Below are 16048 nucleotides of genomic sequence, written 5' to 3' on the forward strand. Positions count from 1 at the left end.
GTAGACAGGCGGCGTCGCGATAGCGGGGTTCCGCCCAACCCCGCGGCAGCCGGGCTTGTTGATGGTCTCGCCGGGCAAGCTCGCGAGCGTCAGGCGCTTCTTCCGGTCTCGTAGACGAGGTGGCCCTGGCTCTCCCGCTCAGTCAGATAGGTGGCGATCTCCTGAGCATGCGTGGCATCGCGCGCGTCCACGGCTAGCAAGCTCGCCGACGACCACTCAAGGAGACTTCCCATCGAGGTCAGCTGATCCACCACACTCTCTCTGTGCCCCAGCATCGGGCCCGCGAAGTAGACACGGAACACGTAGCGACCGGATCGGCGCAGCACTCCTGCCACGACGTACTCACGCTCCGCCTGCGGAGCCGTCTGCACCAGGTCTCCCAATGCAACGTCATACAGGAAGAACGGGATGCAGCACACCTCGAAGGTGTCGTCGCTGACCTGGCGGCACCACAGCTGTTCGTAGCGTCCTTGCTCGGGCAGTACGGCATGGACGATGAAGTTCGCGCGCTCGCGCCAGGCCGGCTTGTCGTGAACTGAGAACTTCTCCGTTGTTGCACTCATCCGGTAAGTCTCCACGTCTTGCGAGGTCGATGGCACTCGACTCCCGCCGGCGGCTCGACCGGGCAGTCCGACACGCTTCTGCACGAGGTGCGCAGGGCGACATATGGCGTTGGTGGCTGGGACGTGGTCGAGGTCCCCTGATGATGGGGGTTCCTACGCCTCCCAACCAGAAGACCTCGACGTGAGCGACGTTACCTTCCACCGCCCTGACATGACGACCTTCGCGCGCCTGGACGAGCTCGACCTCGTCGCGATCGGGCAGCATCTCGATCCCGACCGGGCCGTGCTGGAGTGCCGTGCCATGGCGCGCGCCGACGATGCGTTCTGCCGCGGGTGTGGCGGCAAGACACCTCGAGGGCGGCCGAGCCGCGGGCGAAGCTGTCCCGGGCGGCCGTGCGCTGGGCCCTCGTGGGTCTGGTCGTACAGCACCTGACGGTCGCGCGCGTGGCCGAGGCCCTCGCCGTGGCATGGCACACCGCCAACGACGCCGTCCTGGCTGAGGGCCGCCGGGTGCTGATCGATGACGAGGCCCGGTTCGACGGCGTCGCCGTCATCGGAGTCGACGAGCACGTATGGCGCCACACCCGCCGCGGAGACAAGTACGTCACGGTGGTCATCGACCTGACCCCGATCCGCGACGGCACCGGACCGGCCCGCCTGCTCGACATGGTCGCCGGCCGTTCCAAGAGCGCGTTCAAGACCTGGCTCGCCGCCCGGCCCAAGGCGTGGCGCGACCGGGTGGGGGTCGTGGCGATGGACGGGTTCACCGGCTTCAAGACCGCCGCGGCCGAGGAACTACCCGACGCGGTCGCCGTGATGGACCCGTTCCACGTGGTCCGCCTCGCCGGCGACGCACTCGACAGGTGCCGACGACGGGTCCAACAAGACTTGCACGGTCACCGCGGACGAGCCGGCGACCCGCTCTACGCGGCGCGGCGCACCCTGCACACCGGTGCCGACCTGCTCACCGACAAATAGAAGAACCGGCTCGAGGCGTAGTTCGCCATCGAGGTAGAGGCGACCTGGGGCATCTACCAACGCATGATCACCGCCTACCGCCACGAATACCGAACCCAGGGCCGCGCCCTGATGAACGCCGCCATCGACTCCCTGGCCCGCGGCGTTCCGGCCGCCCTCACCGAACCCGTCACGCTCGGCCGGACCCTGACCAAGCGCGCCGCCGACATCCTGGCGTTCTTCGACCTGCCCGGCACCAGCAACGGACCCACCGAGGCCATCAACGGCCGCCTCGAGCACCTGCGAGGCTCCGCCCTCGGATTCCGGAACCTGACCCACTACATCGCCCGCTCACTCCTGGAAGCCGGCGGCTTCAGACCGCGGCTACACCCTTATCTGCGTTGAGCCCGTAACGGTCCGAGGCCCCGTCACCAGGAAGTGACGGGGCCTCGGTACACATCCGGTACACATGAGAGTCGAAATCGACCCTCAGTGCCCGTAGTCAACCATCGTCTGGGAGGCCCGAAATCTCAACGATTCCAACACCTACCGACACCTTCCAACGACGGCCGTCTACCCACGGATCAGATGTCGTAGTAGAGCTCGAACTCGTGCGGGTGCGGGCGCAGACGGATCGGGTCGATCTCGTGGGTGCGCTTGTAGTCGATCCACGTGGCGATGAGGTCCTCGGAGAACACGTCGCCCTCGGTGAGGAAGTCGTGGTCGGCCTCGAGGTTGTCCAGGGCCTCGCCGAGGGAGGCGGGAACCTGAGCGATCTCCGCGTGCTCCTCGGGCGGGAGCTCGTAGAGGTCCTTGTCGACCGGTGCCGGCGGCTCGATGCGGTTCTTGATGCCGTCGATGCCCGCGAGGAGCTGGGCGGCGAACGCGAGGTACGGGTTGGCCGACGGGTCCGGCACGCGGAACTCGACGCGCTTGGCCTTCGGCGAGTTGCCGGTGACCGGGATGCGGATGCACGCGGAGCGGTTGCGGGCCGAGTAGACCAGGTTGACCGGGGCCTCGTAGCCGGGCACGAGCCGGTGGTACGAGTTGGCCGACGGGTTGGTGAACGCCAGCAGCGACGGGGCGTGCTTGAGCAGGCCGCCGATGTACCAGCGGGCCATGTCGGACAGGCCGCCGTAGCCCTTCTCGTCGTAGAACAGCGGGTCGCCGTTCAGCCACAGCGACTGGTGCGAGTGCATGCCCGAGCCGTTGTCGCCGAAGATCGGCTTCGGCATGAAGGTCACGGACTTGCCGGCCTGCCAGGCGACGTTCTTGACGACGTACTTGAACTTCATCAGGTCGTCGGCGGAGTGCAGCAGGGTGTTGAACTTGTAGTTGATCTCCTGCTGGCCGGCGGTGCCCACCTCGTGGTGCGCACGCTCGACGTCGAGACCGACCTGGGCCAGCGCGGCGCAGATCTCGTCGCGGAGGTCCGCGAACTGGTCGTTGGGCGAGACGGGGAAGTAGCCACCCTTGTAGCGGGTCTTGTACCCGAGGTTGCCACCCTCCTCCTCGCGACCGGTGTTCCATGCGGCCTCGACGGAGTCGATCTGGTAGAAGCTGGAGTTCGCCGACGTCGCGAAGCGCACGTCGTCGAAGATGTAGAACTCGGCCTCGGGGGCGAAGAACGCGGTGTTCGCGATGCCGGTTGAGCGCAGGTAGGCCTCGGCCTTGGCGGCGATCGTGCGCGGGTCGCGACCGTAGGGCTCGTCCGTGAACGGGTCCACGATCGAGAAGTTCATGATGAGCGTCTTGCGCTTGCGGAACGGGTCGAGGTACGCCGTGGTGACGTCCGGGACCAGCTTCATGTCCGACTCGTGGATCGCCTGGAAGCCTCGGATCGAGGAGCCGTCGAACATCAGGCCCTCGGTGAAGGAGTCCTCGTCGAACTGCCCGACGGGGATGTTGAAGTGCTGCATCACGCCCGGCAGGTCGATGAACCGGACGTCGATGAACTCCACCCCCTCGTTGCGGGTGAAGGCGATTGCCTCCTCGGCATTGGTGAACATGCAGGCTCTCCTTGGTGAGACGGTGCCAGGTCGCTCGGCGCCCTTGACGCTAGGGCGGCAGGGTTACCCTTGCATAGCGCGAATGTTTCGGCGATGTTACGTAACCCGCTGGTGGCCGCGCGTAGGCTGATCGCATGGCTTCACGTGGCGATTTTGGGTCGTGGTTGACCGGCGGAGGTGTCCCGCCTGGTGAGACGGGCGACCGCGACCGGCTCGGTCTGCCCGCCTCGGGCGCCGGTTCGCGGGCGCCCCTGGGGCGGCGGGTCGTGGCCCTCTGCCTCGACTGGGCCGTCGCCGAGGCCATCAGCTTCGGTTTCTTCGACCGGGACCCCATGGTCACGCTGGCGATCTTCGGGCTGATGAACTTCCTGCTCGTCTCGTCCGTCGGGTCGACGATCGGCCACCGGCTGCTGGGCCTGCGCGTGCGGCGCCTCGGCATCGCCGAGCCGCACGTCGTCGGGTTCGGCCGGGGAGCCGTGCGCACGGTGCTGCTCTGCCTGGTGATCCCCGCCGTCGTGTGGGACGCCGACGGCCGGGGCATGCACGACAGAGCGGCCGGCACCGTCATCGTGCGTCGATGACCGTGCCGGCCGCTGCGTGCCGTGCGAGGGGCGTGCTCAGCGCCCGCGCATCCCCTTGCGGTCGGGGCGCGCCTTCATCGGGTCGACGCCCTTGGGGACGGGCAGGCGCACGCCGCCGAGCGCCTTGAGGCGCTTGCCGACCTCGGAGGCCTCGGCGCGGGTGAGGGTCTTCTTCATCTTCTGCACCTTGCGCGCCACCTTGGGCAGCGGGATCTGACCCTCGCCGTTGCCCACCTGCAGCGTGGTGATGGGCACGTTCTGCAGCACGCGGGCGGTGCGGCGGCGCTCATCGTCCAGCATGCGCTGGACGCGGTGCGGCGGCCCCTCGGAGACGAGGACGACGCCGGGGCGTCCGATGCCGCGGAAGACGAGGTCCTGCTGGCGGTTCACCGCGACGGGCTCGTCCTCGAAGCTCCAGCCGCCGCGCACGGTGCCCAGCGCGGCGCGCACGGCGCCGGGCTGACCCTCGATCTGGGTGTACGCGGCGCGCTCAGCCTTGCGGGTGAGGACGAACATCGCGCCCAGCAGGGAGAACGGCAGGCCGATGACCGTCGCGTAGATCGGGTGGCCGGTGAGGAAGCCGATGAGCAGCGCGAGCGCGAGGATGCCGCAGAAGACCGCGAGCATGATCCAGGTGACGAGGGGGTCCTGCCGCCTCGTCATCTTGTAGGCGGCCCATACCTGGTGGTACCACCGCTGCTTCTTGGGCTTCTTCTGCTTCTTCGTGGGCGCGTCGGCGGAGTCGCCGGCGCCGGACTTGGTGCGGGCCATGGTTGGTGAGTCTACTGGGCTCGGGAGGCCATGAGGCTCGCGGCCTCCTGGCGTGCGGTCGTCGGCTCGGTGAGGTGCGCGAGCGCCTCCGGGACCGACTGTCCCCGCTTGGTCATGGCCTGACCCCACAGGCGCCCGGCGCGGTACGAGGACCGCACGAGCGGGCCGGCCATGACGCCGAGGAACCCGACCGCCTCGGCGTGCTCGCTCAGCTCGACGAACTCCTCGGGCCGGACCCAGCGGTCCACGGGGTGGTGGCGCAGCGAGGGGCGCAGGTACTGGGTGATCGTGATGAGGTCGCACCCGGCGGCGTGCAGGTCCTCGAGCGCCTGCTTGACCTCGTCGATCGTCTCGCCCATGCCGAGGATGAGGTTCGACTTGGTGACCAGGCCGGCCTCGCGGGCACGGGTCAGCACCGACAGCGACCGGTCGTAGCGGAACGCGGGCCGGATCTGCTTGAAGATCCGCGGCACCGTCTCGACGTTGTGCGCGAGCACCTCGGGCCGGGACTCGTTGACCTGGTCGAGCAGCTCCGGGATGGCGTTGAAGTCGGGGATGAGCAGCTCGACGCCGGTGCCCGGGTTGAGCGCGTGGATCTGGCGGACCGTCTCGGCGTACAGCCAGGCGCCGCCGTCGGCCAGGTCGTCGCGGGCGACGCCGGTGACGGTCGAGTACCTCAGGCCCATCTCGCGCACGGACTCGGCCACGCGGCGCGGCTCGTCGGCGTCGAAGTCGGCGGGTTTGCCCGTGTCGATCTGGCAGAAGTCGCACCGCCGGGTGCACTGGTCGCCGCCGATGAGGAACGTGGCCTCGCGGTCCTCCCAGCACTCGAAGATGTTGGGACAGCCGGCCTCCTCGCACACGGTGTGCAGGCCACCGCCCTTCACGAGTCCCTTGAGCTCCTTGTACTCGGGGCCCATCACCGCCCGGGTCTTGATCCACTCGGGCTTCTTCTCGATGGGGGTGGTGGCGTTGCGGGCCTCGACCCGCAGCATGCGGCGGCCCTCAGGTGCGATGGTCACGACGTCGGTCCCTTCGTAGACGCGACTCACCCTACGGCGGTGCTCGCGGGCGCGGGGTGGATGTCTTGCTGGGTGGCCGTGAGTTCCGTCACCAGCGGTGACAGGTGCTCGACCAGTGCCGACGCCAGCAGCGGCCGGATCTCGTCGACGGTCACCGCGCGCCCGGCCTCGGCGGACAGCGAGGTCACGTCGGCGTCGTCGATCCCGCACGGCACGATCGCGTCGAACGCCGTCAGGTCGGCGTCGCAGTTGAGCGCCAGGCCGTGCATGGTCACCCCTCGGGCGACGCGCGCCCCGATCGCGCACACCTTGCGCTCCCGTCGCGGCGTCGCGGCGTCGGGCCCGTCCGGTGTGCCGTCGTCGGCGGCGAACCAGACGCCGGAGCGTCCTTCGACACGGACGGACTCGAGGCCGAGCGTGGTGCACACGGCCATCACCGCGGACTCGAGGGTGCGCACATACTGGACCACGTCGACGGGCGATCGCAGCGCGACGATCGGGTACGCGACGAGCTGGCCGGGACCGTGCCAGGTGATCTTGCCGCCGCGGTCGACGTCCACGACCTCGGTGCCGTCGGTGGGGTACTCGTCGCGACGGGTGCGCCGCCCGGCGGTGTAGACGCTGTCGTGCTCGAGCAGGTAGGTCACGCCGGGGGCCCCGTCCCGCACCGACGCGTGGGTGCGGCGTTGCAGGTCCCAGCCGGCGCGGTAGTCCGTGCGGCCCGGCAGCGTGACGACGTCCATGCCTGGAAGGCTACTCCGCGTCGGGCCGGTCCTCGCGGCGCTGGGCGCGCACCATCGTCACGAGCAGGTCGCGCAGCTCGCTCGCCTGGCGTTCGTCCAGACCCTGCAGCGCGAGGTCCTCGGCGGGCTGCATGCGCCCCGCCTCGCGTGCCGCGGCCATCCCCGCGCCGGTGACCATGACCGTCCGACGGCGGCGGTCGTGCGGGTCCGTGGTCCGCGTGACGTAGCCGGACCTCTCGAGCCGGGCGACCACCTTGCTCATCGTCTGCTCCGTCACGCCGGAGACGGCGGCCAGCTCGCGCTGCGTGCGCGGACCGCCCATCAGGTGCAGCAGGACGGGGAACCCGGCATGGTTGAGCTCCCAGCCGGACAGGTGCTCGTTCCACTCGTGCTCGATGCGGCGCACGACGGTGAACAGCAGCCGCCCGGTGGGCCAGTCGGCCGGTTCTTCGCTCGTCGGGTCGGTCACTTGCCCAGGATCCCCTTCGGGTGGAGAATGCTCAATATGCTGAGTAATAGGTGGACGGGTGCCCTCCGTGGACTGGTCATTCTGGCAGCAATCGGTGTCTGGCTGGCCATCGGTGCGTTCGGGGGCCAGGCGCAGGGACAGCTCAGCAGCGTCCAGGCCAACGACTCGGCGGCCTTCCTGCCCGCGAGCGCGGAGTCCACCGAGGCCGCCGAGCTCGCCGTGCAGTTCACCGACGACGAGGCGCTCCCGGCGCTCGTGGTCGCCGAGACGTCCGACGGCTCGTCGCTCAGCCAGGACCAGCTCGCCGACGTCCAGGCGTTCGCCGACGCCGTCCCCGGCGTACCGTTGGAGGGCACGAGCGGTGACGAGCCCGCCACCGTCGGGGACGCCAGCATCGCGGACCCCGTCGTCGTCCCGTCCGAGGACGGTGAGGCCGCGCTCGTGGTCGTCTCCCTCGACGCGCAGCTCGCCGAGCAGGACGCCGGCGCCGAGGAGTCCAGCGTCTCCCAGCTCGCGATCGACGCCCTGCGCGACCTGCAGGGCAGCGACACCGCCGACGGGGGCCTCGCGGGCACCGGCATGGACTCCTGGGTCACCGGGCCCGCCGGGTTCGTCGCCGACCTCGTCAACGCCTTCGGCGCCATCGACACGGTGCTGCTGCTCGTCGCGCTCGGTGCGGTGCTCGTCATCCTCGCGCTGGTCTACCGCTCGCCCGTGCTGCCGTTCGTGGTGATCTTCAACGCCGTGCTCGCCCTGTGCCTGGCCGGCCTCGCGGTCTACCACCTGGCCGCCAACGACATCCTGGTCCTCAACGGTCAGTCCCAGGGGATCCTGTCCATCCTCGTCGTCGGGGCGTCCGTGGACTACGCCTTGCTGTTGGTCGCCCGGTACCGCGAGGAGCTGCTCCACGTCCGGTCGACGTACACGGCCCTGCGCCGTGCCGTGCGCGCCTCCGTGGAACCGATCGCCGCCAGCGCCGGAACCGTCGTCGCCGGGCTGCTGTGTCTGCTGCTGTCCGACCTCTCGTCCAACCGCAGCCTCGGGCCCGTCGCCGCGATCGGCATCGTCGCCGCCTTCCTGTCCGCCCTGACGCTGCTGCCGGCGCTGCTGCTCGTCGGTGGACGGCGTGCCCGCTGGGTGTTCTGGCCCCGGGTCCCGCACGCGGTGACGCAGGACGAGGTCCGGTCCGGGGAGACGGGACGACCCACCGAGGCGACCGAGGGGGCCGCCGACGACGGCCGGGTCGACGTCGCTGGCCACGGGCTGTGGTCGCGCGTGGCGACCTTCGTCGGCCGGCACGCCCGACCGGTGTGGATCGTGACCGCCCTGGTGCTGGCGGCGGGCGCGGCGTTCGTGCCGACCCTGGACGCCGACGGCACGGGTGACTCCGAGGTGTTCCTCACCCAGGTCGACTCCGTCGACGGCGAGGAGGCGCTGACCCGCCACTTCGACGGCGTCTCCGCACAGCCGGCCACGGTCGTCGCACCCGAGGACGACCTCGACGCCGTCGTCGAGGAGGCCGAGGGCACGGCCGGTGTCGCGGCCGCCGCCCCTGTGACCGACGAACCGGCTCCGGCTCCCGGGGCCCCGGCTCAGGGTGACGCCCTCGTCGTCGACGGCCTGGTGCGCGTCGACGTGACGACGTCGGCCCCCTCCGACAGCCAGGAGGCCGTCGAGACCGTCTCCGCCCTGCGCGAGTCCGTCCACGGTGTCTCGCCCGACGCGCTCGTCGGCGGGGCCGCCGCAGAGCGCCTCGACACCCAGCTCGCCGGTCAGCGCGACCTGCAGGTGATCGTGCCCGTCGTGCTCGTGGTCATCCTGCTGATCCTCATGCTGCTGCTGCGCTCCGTGCTGGCCGCCGTGCTGCTCATGGCCGCCAACGTGCTGTCCTTCGGAGCGGCGCTCGGCGTGGCCGCGATCCTGTTCAACCACGTCTTCGACTTCCCCGGCGCGGACCCGTCCGTGCCGCTGTACGCCTTCTGCTTCCTGGTGGCCCTCGGCGTGGACTACTCGATCTTCCTGATGACCCGCGTGCGCGAGGAGAGCCTGCGCGTCGGCACCCGGCAGGGGGTGCTGCGGGGCCTGGCCGTGACCGGGTCCGTGATCACGTCGGCCGGCGTGGTCCTGGCGGCCACGTTCGCGGCGCTCGGCGTCATCCCGCTGCTCTTCCTCGCCCAGCTCGCGTTCATCGTGGCGTTCGGCGTGCTCGTCGACACCCTCGTCGTGCGCAGCCTGCTGGTGCCCGCCCTGGTCCGCGACATCGGTGACCGGGTGTGGTGGCCCTCGCGTCGCTTCCTGCGCGGCGCGCCGCGGCACGGCTGACGGGCGGCTGCGCGGCGCGCTGACCGGCCGAGCGGCCCGCCGTCGGGCACCATGGTCCCCATGGTGGATCACGGGGACACGACAGATGCGGCGACCGGCGGCGCGGCGGACGACGGCACGACGACCTACCCGCCGCTGCGCCTGGCGATCGTCGGGTACGGGGGAGCGGGACGCGAGATCCACGCCCGGCTCGCGGCCGAGGCAGGGCACACGGTCACGGCGGTCCTCACGCGCGACTCCGGGCGACGCAACCAGGCCGCGGGCGACTGGCCCGGCGCGCGGCTGCTCGGCGACCTCGCCGAGCTGGTCGAGATGCGTTCGCGCTACGACGCCGTCGTGCTGGCCAGCCCGACGGCCCTGCACGCGGAGCAGGCGGCCATGCTCGCCCGCGCCGGCGTGCCGTTCGTGCTCGACAAGCCGATCGGCGTCGACGCGCACGAGGCACGCGCCGTCGTGGCCGAGGCGGCAGCCACCGGGACACCCTTCACCGTGTTCCACAACCGGCGCTGGGACACCGAGCAGCGCACGCTGGCCGCGCTCCTCGCCCGGGGCGGGCTCGGGGACGTGCACACGTTCGAGCGCCGCTGGGAGCGGTGGCGTCCCGTGCCCCGCAAGCGGTGGAAGGAGAACGACACCGCCGGCGGCGGCCTCCTGCTGGACCTCGGCCCGCACCTCGTGGACTCCGCGACGCAGCTCTTCGGTCCCGTCACCAGCGTCTGGGCGCAGACCCGGGCGCTGACGACACCGACCGAGGACGACGTCTTCCTCGTCCTGAGCCACGCGCCCGGCGGAGGGCTCGCCGCCAGCCCGCACGCCGTCGTCTCGCGGCTGTGGGCAGGCTCGGTCGTGGGCGCTCCCGGGCCCCGCACCCGGGTGCTCGGCACGGGCGGCGCCTACCTGGTCACGACGTTCGAGCAGGACGCCTCGCCCCTCGAGCTGTTCGACGACGACGCCCCGGCCGGATCGCACGGCTGGCTCACGCGGGGCAGGGACCGCGAGCCGGTCCCCACCGCCGAGGGCTCGCACGCCGACTTCTACCGGGCGCTCGCCCCCTGGCTCGCCGGGGACGCTCCGGCCCCCGTCGACCCGGCCGACGCCGTCCGCACCGCCGAGGTGCTCGACGCCGCCCGCACCTCCGCCCGGGAAGGGCGCCAGATCGCCCTCTGACCGGCAGCCTGTGGACGACCGGAGCGCGGGCGTGCCCGTCCGGTGTTCCATGGACCCGTGCAGACTGACGACGTCCTGACCGTTCGCGCCGGCGCCGCCGACCGGACGACCCTGCTCGAGAGGCTGCGGGCGCTCGCAGCCGTCGACCACCCCTGCGTCCAGCCGGTCGGGGACGTGGTCGAGAACCCGGACGGGACGCTTCGCGTCTCCCGGGGGACCGGCACGGCGACGGCCCTGCCGACCGTGCTCGCCGTCCGTGACCGGTGCGACGCCACGGAAGCGGCAGGGATCGCCGTCGCCCTGGCGCAGGGGCTCGCCGCCCTGCACAGCGCGGGCGTCGTGCACGGCCCGCTGGAGGAGGGCGACATCCTCGTGGGGGTGGACGGACGGCCACGCCTGCGACCCCGCCCGGACGTGCCCGCCGGGCCGACGACGGAGGCCGACGACGTGCACGCGCTCGCCCGGCTCGTCGACGCGCTCGTCGCCGACCCCGACGCGGACGCGACCGTGGCGCTGCGTGCCGCGCTCGCGCCGGCGCTCGCCGGTGACCCTGACGTGCGGCCCGCGGCCGGCACCCTGGCGGCACGGGTGGACGAGGCCGTGCCGCCAGGGCTCGTGCGGCTCCCCGAACCCGCGCTGCTGGCGGCCGCGGCGCTGGGCCGCCGGGGCGGCGACCGCGAGGCCGGGCGGCCGACGTCGGTCCGGCACCGGCCCGCGCGCCGGGCCGCAAGGGGTCGGCGGGCGGTGGGCGCTCGGCGTACCAGGCCGAGGGGCGGGCGATCGGTGCGCCGGTCCGGCGTCGTGCGGTCCGCGGTGGGCGCTGCCGTGGTGCTGGGCGGCACCGGGCTGGCGGTGGCCCTCGTGCTGCACGCCGGAGGTCCGGAGGGACGGCAGCCGGCGGTGGCGGCTGCACCGGCAGCCGCAGCGTCCGACGCACCGGCAGCCGCGGCGTCGGACGCGGAGAGCGATGCACCGGCCGGAGCGGAGGACGTGCGGGACCCGGTCGTCGAGCAGGGCGACCCGGCGGCGGCCGCTGCCGAGCTCACCCGTCGACGGGTGGAGCTTCTCGCGCAGGCAGGCCCCGTGGACGAGGTCGTCCTGGCCGGCTCGCCCGCCGCGGAGGCCGCCGTCGAACGCCTCGAGCAGGTGGAGGCGTCAGGCGTCGAGGTCGACGGTGTCCAGGTGAACGTGCTGGGTTCCCGGACGCTCCGGTCGGACGCGCGCACGGCGGAGGTCGCCGTGGAGTACGTGGTCGAGGAGCACGACCAGACGGTGGACGGCCGGACCACCCGGGTGCCGGCCGACGGACCACGGACCGCGACGCTGCGGCTCGCCTGGACCGACGACGGCTGGCGGGTCGCGGAGGTGGCCTGACGCACCGAGGGCGGGTACCGCGAGGGAGACTCCCTCTCGCGGTACCCGCCCTCGGTGGTGCTCGGTCAGGTCAGAGACCGACCTCGGACTCGAACGCGCCCTCCTCGATACGGTTCTTGACCGCGGCGAGGAAGCGGGCGGCGTCGGCGCCGTCGACCAGACGGTGGTCGTAGGACAGGAAGAGGTAGGCCATCTGGCGGATCGCGATGGTCTCCTCGCCGTCCGGGCCGGTCACCACGACGGGCTTCTTCGTGATGGTGCCGGTGCCGAGGATCGCGACCTGGCCGACGGGCACGATCGGGGTGTCGATCAGCGCACCGCCGGAACCGGTGTTCGTGATGGTGAACGTGGCACCGCTCAGGTCGTCCGGGCCGACCTTGTTGGCCCGGGTCCGCGCGGCGAGGTCACCGATCTGGCGGGCGATGCCGGCCAGGTTGAGGTCGCCGGCGTTCTTGATCACCGGGACGATGAGGCCCCGCTCCGTGTCGACCGCCAGGCCGACGTTCTCCGAGCTGTGGTAGGTGATCTCGCCCTTGTCGGTGTCGATCGAGGCGTTGACCTTCGGGAACGCCTTGAGCGCCTCGACCGCGGCGAGCGTGTAGAAGGGCAGGAACGTGAGGTTCGCGCCCTCCCGAGCCTTGAAGGACTCCTTGGCGGCCTTGCGCAGCTTGGCGACCTTCGTGACGTCGACCTCGACCACCGTGGTGAGCTGAGCCTGCGTCTGCATCGCCTCGAGCATGCGGTCCGCCACGACCTTGCGCAGCCGCGACATCTTCTCCGTGGTGCCGCGCAGCGGCGAGACCTCGGGGACCGTCGGCTTCTTCGGGGCCGATGCCGGAGCGCCGGACGCGGCGGGGGCCGGCGCCGGTGCGGCGGCCTTCTCCGCAGCGGCGAGCACGTCCTCCTTGCGGACGCGGCCACCGACGCCGGTGCCCTGGACCGTCGAGACGTCGACACCCTTCTCCGCGGCCAGCTTGCGCACCAGCGGGGTCAGGTAGGAGCTCTTGCCCCCGGCGGCCGCGGCGGGGGCGGGCGACTCGGTGGCCTTGGCCGGAGCGGGCGTCGACGCGGCGGGTGCGGGCTCCGGCGTGGCTGCGGCCGGGGCGGGAGCGGGCGTCGCGGCCGGTGCCGACTCGGCGGCGGCGGGCGACGACGGCGCGGGCTCGGGCGCCTGGGCGGGCTCCGGCTGCGACGTCTCCGCCGGGGCGGCGCCGGAGCCGACGAGCGCGAGCACCGCACCGACCTCGATGGTCTCGTCCTCGTCCACGACGATCTTCTGCAGGGTGCCGGCCACGGGGGACGGGATCTCGGTGTCGACCTTGTCGGTGGAGACCTCGAGCAGGGGCTCGTCGACCTCGACCGAGTCGCCGACGGACTTGAGCCAGCGGGTGACGGTGCCCTCGGTGACGGACTCGCCCAGCGCGGGCAGGGTGACCTCGGTGCCTTCGCCACCGCCGTCCCCGGCCTCCGCAGCAGGCTGCGGAGCGGACTCGGCGGGCTTCTCGGAGGGAGCCTGCGCGGCGGGCTCGGGCTCCGGCTCGGGCTGCTCGGCCTCGGCGGGCTTCTCCGGCTCGGCCTCCGCCGGGGACGCGGCACCGCCGCCGCCACCGGAGCCGTCGCCGACGACGGCGAGGGTGGCGCCGACCTCGACGGTCTCGTCCTCCTCGGCGAGGATCTGCTCCAGCACGCCCGCGACGGGCGAGGGGATCTCGGTGTCGACCTTGTCGGTGGAGACCTCGAGCAGGGGCTCGTCGACCTCCACGGTGTCGCCGACGGACTTGAGCCAACGGGTGACGGTGCCCTCGGTGACGGACTCGCCGAGTGCCGGCAGCTGCACGTTCTCAGACATGACCTGTGGAGTCTCCTTCGATCAGTGGGTCAGGCGACGTGCCGAGGCCGGTCGACCGGTGATCCGGTCGAAACCTCTCCGGTTGCCGCGTTCCTGGTTCACTGGGCCTCATCTTGTCACTTCCTGGGGTCCGGCCCCAATCGTGGCCACCCTGCGAGAACTGTGACGCTCGGTACATCTGGCCCGGATCGCCACGTTTCGTGGCGTCGTGGCCCTCGGTGTCGTCTCCCGGGTGACCGTGCTCACTCCCCGCGGGCAGAGGTAGTCTCGCGACATGTCGTTGAGGTCTGCGATGGACCGCCTGCTCGGCCGGTCCGTCACGCCGTCGTCCGCCGCCGCGCCGTCGGGGGGCGGACGCGCTGCTGCCGTGACCCACCTGCAGGAGTTCGTCGGCTCCCGCGTGGGCGTCGAGGCCTACGTGGAGCCGCCGAACGCGCAGACCCCGGCGACGGTCCTGCTCGTCGCCACGACGGGGGAGTGGACGCGCCGTCGGGTCCCGGACGAGCGGACCGGCTTCGACGTGGCCCGGTCGCTGGGAGTTCCCGTGTACAACGTGCGCTTCACGGGCTACCCCCAGCGGATGCGGGACTGGAACTCCGCCCAGCGGGCCGAGCGCCGGCGGAGCCAAGGCTCCCGCTGACGCCCGGCCGCGCCGGTCAGGCGCCGGCGCGTCCCTCGAGGAAGCCGAGCAGCGTCCGCACGCCGACCCCGGTGCCGCCGACGGGCGTGTAGCCGTGCGCCGCCTTCTCGTTGTACGACGGGCCCGCGATGTCGAGGTGCGCCCAGGGGGTGTCCCCGACGAACTCGGCCAGGAAGTGCCCGGCGAACAGCATCCCGCCGGCGCGGTCCGACGCGGCGTTGACCATGTCGGCCACGTTCGACTTCAGCCCCGCCTTGAGCTCGGCGGGCAGCGGCATCGGCCAGAACGGCTCGCCGACGGTGTCCGCGGCCGCCTTGACCTCGTCGCGCACGGCGTCGGAGCCCATGACCGCCGACGTCCGGTTGCCGAGGGCCACCATCTGGGCGCCCGTGAGGGTGGCGATGTCCAGGACGGCGTCGTGACCGTCCTCCACCGCGGCGACCAGACCGTCCGCCATGACGAGCCGGCCCTCGGCGTCGGTGTTGGTGATCTCGACCGTCTTGCCGCCGCGCATCGTGACGACGTCGGACGGGCGCTGCGCGGTGGCGCTCGGCATGTTCTCGGCCAGGCACAGGTAGCCGGTCACGGCGACCGGCAAACCGAGCCGGGCGGCCGCGACGACGGTGTGCAGCACCGCGGCGGCACCGGCCATGTCGGACTTCATGGTGAGCATGCCGGCCGGTGGCTTGAGGGAGATGCCGCCGGTGTCGAACGTGATCCCCTTGCCGACGATCGCGACCTTGCTCGTCGCCTTCGACGGCGCGTAGGTCAGCTTCACGAGGCGAGGGCCGCGCGAGGAGCCCTGCCCGACGCCGGCGATGCCGCCGTAGCCACCGGCGACGAGCTGCTTGTCGTCCAGCACGGTGATCTTGACGCCCCGGGCGCCGAGCTCCTTCACGGCGGCCTTCGCGGCGTCGGCGAACGCCGCCGGGTAGAGGTCGTTGGGCGGGCAGTTCACCAGGTCGCGCGTCCCCTGCACGGCGGCGGCGAGCACCTCGGCCCGGGCGGTCACGGCCTTCGCCCGCGCCGACCGGTACATGCTCGTCGCGACCTGCAGGCGCGTGACCGGCGTCAGCTTGCCGGCAGCCTTCTCGTCGCGGTAGGCGGTGTAGGCGTAGGCGCCGAGCAGCGCGCCCTCGACGACGGCACCGAGCTCGGCCTCGTCGACCGCGGGCAGCGCGACGACGGCGTCCGCGGCTCCGGCCAGGGTCCGCACGGCCGCGCCGGCGGCGGTCCGCAGCGTCTCGTGGTCGAAGGTGCCGTCGGGCTCGCGCTCGCCGAGGCCCGTGAGGACGAGCACGTCGGCGGCGACGTCGCTGCCGGCCGGCACGGTCCGCACCTCCTGCAGCGCGCCGGTGACGCCGAGGCGTGGAGCCAGGGACTCGATCTGCTCGACGAGCCGCGCGGGCAGCTGGTCCGCCACGACGGCCACGCCGTCGGAGGTGGAGCAGGTCCCGACGACGAGGGCGTCGGCAGCGATGGTGGACGGTTTCTTGCCGGTCAGGGTGAGGTCAGCCACGCGGACCAGGTTAACGCGGTGCTCGGCGTCATGGCGCCGCGAGGCTGCCGGTAGTCTGCGGA

The 16048-nt window shown here is 72.1% G+C and carries 13 protein-coding genes and 1 pseudogene; 6 read left to right on the top strand and 8 right to left on the bottom strand.

Annotation, left to right across the window (positions count from 1 at the left end; translation table 11 throughout):
* Positions 1–89: 89 nt before the first annotated feature.
* Complete coding sequence (locus tag AC3RJ8_RS07140) at positions 90–563, bottom strand: DUF4265 domain-containing protein (RefSeq protein WP_489715211.1); 474 nt, start codon at positions 561–563, stop codon at positions 90–92.
* Positions 564–744: 181 nt separating this feature from the next.
* Here AC3RJ8_RS07140 and AC3RJ8_RS07145 point away from each other — a divergent pair.
* Positions 745–1925 (top strand): annotated as a pseudogene (locus AC3RJ8_RS07145) (ISL3 family transposase).
* A gap of 179 nt (positions 1926–2104) precedes the next feature.
* On the opposite strand, the gene glnA reads toward AC3RJ8_RS07145, so the two are convergent.
* Positions 2105–3529, bottom strand: coding sequence for a type I glutamate--ammonia ligase (gene glnA / locus AC3RJ8_RS07150; protein WP_489715212.1), 1425 nt, complete (start codon positions 3527–3529; stop codon positions 2105–2107).
* Between the two features lie 134 nt (positions 3530–3663).
* Between glnA and AC3RJ8_RS07155 the strand changes: the two genes are divergently transcribed.
* Positions 3664–4110: an RDD family protein gene (locus AC3RJ8_RS07155; protein WP_489715213.1), complete on the top strand. Its 447-nt coding sequence runs from the start codon at positions 3664–3666 to the stop codon at positions 4108–4110.
* Positions 4111–4146: 36 nt separating this feature from the next.
* On the opposite strand, the gene AC3RJ8_RS07160 is transcribed toward AC3RJ8_RS07155, so the two are convergent.
* The 4 genes from AC3RJ8_RS07160 to AC3RJ8_RS07175 are packed head-to-tail and all read right to left on the bottom strand — an operon-like array spanning position 4147 to position 7115.
* A complete protein-coding gene (locus tag AC3RJ8_RS07160) occupies positions 4147–4881 on the bottom strand; it encodes a DUF4191 domain-containing protein (RefSeq protein ID WP_489715214.1) in 735 nt (244 codons plus the stop codon).
* Between the two features lie 11 nt (positions 4882–4892).
* Positions 4893–5903, bottom strand: a complete 1011-nt coding sequence (lipA, locus tag AC3RJ8_RS07165; RefSeq protein WP_489715215.1) for a lipoyl synthase — start codon at positions 5901–5903, stop codon at positions 4893–4895.
* 26 nt (positions 5904–5929) lie between these two features.
* Positions 5930–6646 (bottom strand): lipoyl(octanoyl) transferase LipB, encoded by a 717-nt coding sequence (gene lipB, locus AC3RJ8_RS07170; RefSeq protein ID WP_489715216.1) that lies wholly within the window; start codon positions 6644–6646, stop codon positions 5930–5932.
* Between the two features lie 10 nt (positions 6647–6656).
* Entirely contained in the window at positions 6657–7115 is a 459-nt protein-coding gene (locus tag AC3RJ8_RS07175) for a MarR family winged helix-turn-helix transcriptional regulator (RefSeq protein ID WP_489715217.1), read from the bottom strand.
* Between the two features lie 27 nt (positions 7116–7142).
* On the opposite strand from AC3RJ8_RS07175, the gene AC3RJ8_RS07180 reads away from it, so the two are divergent.
* From AC3RJ8_RS07180 to AC3RJ8_RS07190, 3 genes are read left to right on the top strand one after another with little or no spacing between them, the layout of a single operon-like run.
* Complete coding sequence (locus AC3RJ8_RS07180; RefSeq protein WP_489715218.1) at positions 7143–9437, top strand: MMPL family transporter; 2295 nt, start codon at positions 7143–7145, stop codon at positions 9435–9437.
* A 60-nt stretch (positions 9438–9497) separates the two neighbouring features.
* Entirely contained in the window at positions 9498–10604 is a 1107-nt protein-coding gene (locus tag AC3RJ8_RS07185; RefSeq protein WP_489715219.1) for a Gfo/Idh/MocA family protein, read from the top strand.
* A 57-nt stretch (positions 10605–10661) separates the two neighbouring features.
* Entirely contained in the window at positions 10662–11978 is a 1317-nt protein-coding gene (locus AC3RJ8_RS07190) for a hypothetical protein (protein ID WP_489715220.1), read from the top strand.
* Between the two features lie 70 nt (positions 11979–12048).
* Here AC3RJ8_RS07190 and sucB read toward each other — a convergent pair whose 3' ends face one another.
* Positions 12049–13827, bottom strand: coding sequence for a 2-oxoglutarate dehydrogenase, E2 component, dihydrolipoamide succinyltransferase (sucB, locus tag AC3RJ8_RS07195; protein ID WP_489715221.1), 1779 nt, complete (start codon positions 13825–13827; stop codon positions 12049–12051).
* A 274-nt stretch (positions 13828–14101) separates the two neighbouring features.
* Between sucB and AC3RJ8_RS07200 the strand changes: the two genes are divergently transcribed.
* Entirely contained in the window at positions 14102–14467 is a 366-nt protein-coding gene (locus tag AC3RJ8_RS07200; protein ID WP_489715222.1) for an oxidoreductase, read from the top strand.
* Between the two features lie 16 nt (positions 14468–14483).
* Here the strand turns inward: AC3RJ8_RS07200 and AC3RJ8_RS07205 are convergent, their stop codons facing one another.
* Positions 14484–15986, bottom strand: coding sequence for a leucyl aminopeptidase (locus AC3RJ8_RS07205; RefSeq protein WP_489715223.1), 1503 nt, complete (start codon positions 15984–15986; stop codon positions 14484–14486).
* Between the last annotated feature and the right edge of the window lie 62 nt (positions 15987–16048).

The organism is Isoptericola sp. MSGPD8_1_ISO-PGPR-S23-394, from assembly GCF_058072785.1.

Bases quoted from the DNA above. Each gene is read 5' to 3' on its own strand.
- AC3RJ8_RS07140 (WP_489715211.1), bottom strand. From the start codon at position 563: ATGAGTGCAACAACGGAGAAGTTCTCAGTTCACGACAAGCCGGCCTGG.
- glnA (WP_489715212.1), bottom strand. From the start codon at position 3,529: ATGTTCACCAATGCCGAGGAGGCAATCGCCTTCACCCGCAACGAGGGG.
- AC3RJ8_RS07155 (WP_489715213.1), top strand. From the start codon at position 3,664: ATGGCTTCACGTGGCGATTTTGGGTCGTGGTTGACCGGCGGAGGTGTC.
- AC3RJ8_RS07160 (WP_489715214.1), bottom strand. From the start codon at position 4,881: ATGGCCCGCACCAAGTCCGGCGCCGGCGACTCCGCCGACGCGCCCACG.
- lipB (WP_489715216.1), bottom strand. From the start codon at position 6,646: ATGGACGTCGTCACGCTGCCGGGCCGCACGGACTACCGCGCCGGCTGG.
- AC3RJ8_RS07180 (WP_489715218.1), top strand. From the start codon at position 7,143: ATGCTCAATATGCTGAGTAATAGGTGGACGGGTGCCCTCCGTGGACTG.
- AC3RJ8_RS07185 (WP_489715219.1), top strand. From the start codon at position 9,498: ATGGTGGATCACGGGGACACGACAGATGCGGCGACCGGCGGCGCGGCG.
- sucB (WP_489715221.1), bottom strand. From the start codon at position 13,827: ATGTCTGAGAACGTGCAGCTGCCGGCACTCGGCGAGTCCGTCACCGAG.
- AC3RJ8_RS07200 (WP_489715222.1), top strand. From the start codon at position 14,102: ATGTCGTTGAGGTCTGCGATGGACCGCCTGCTCGGCCGGTCCGTCACG.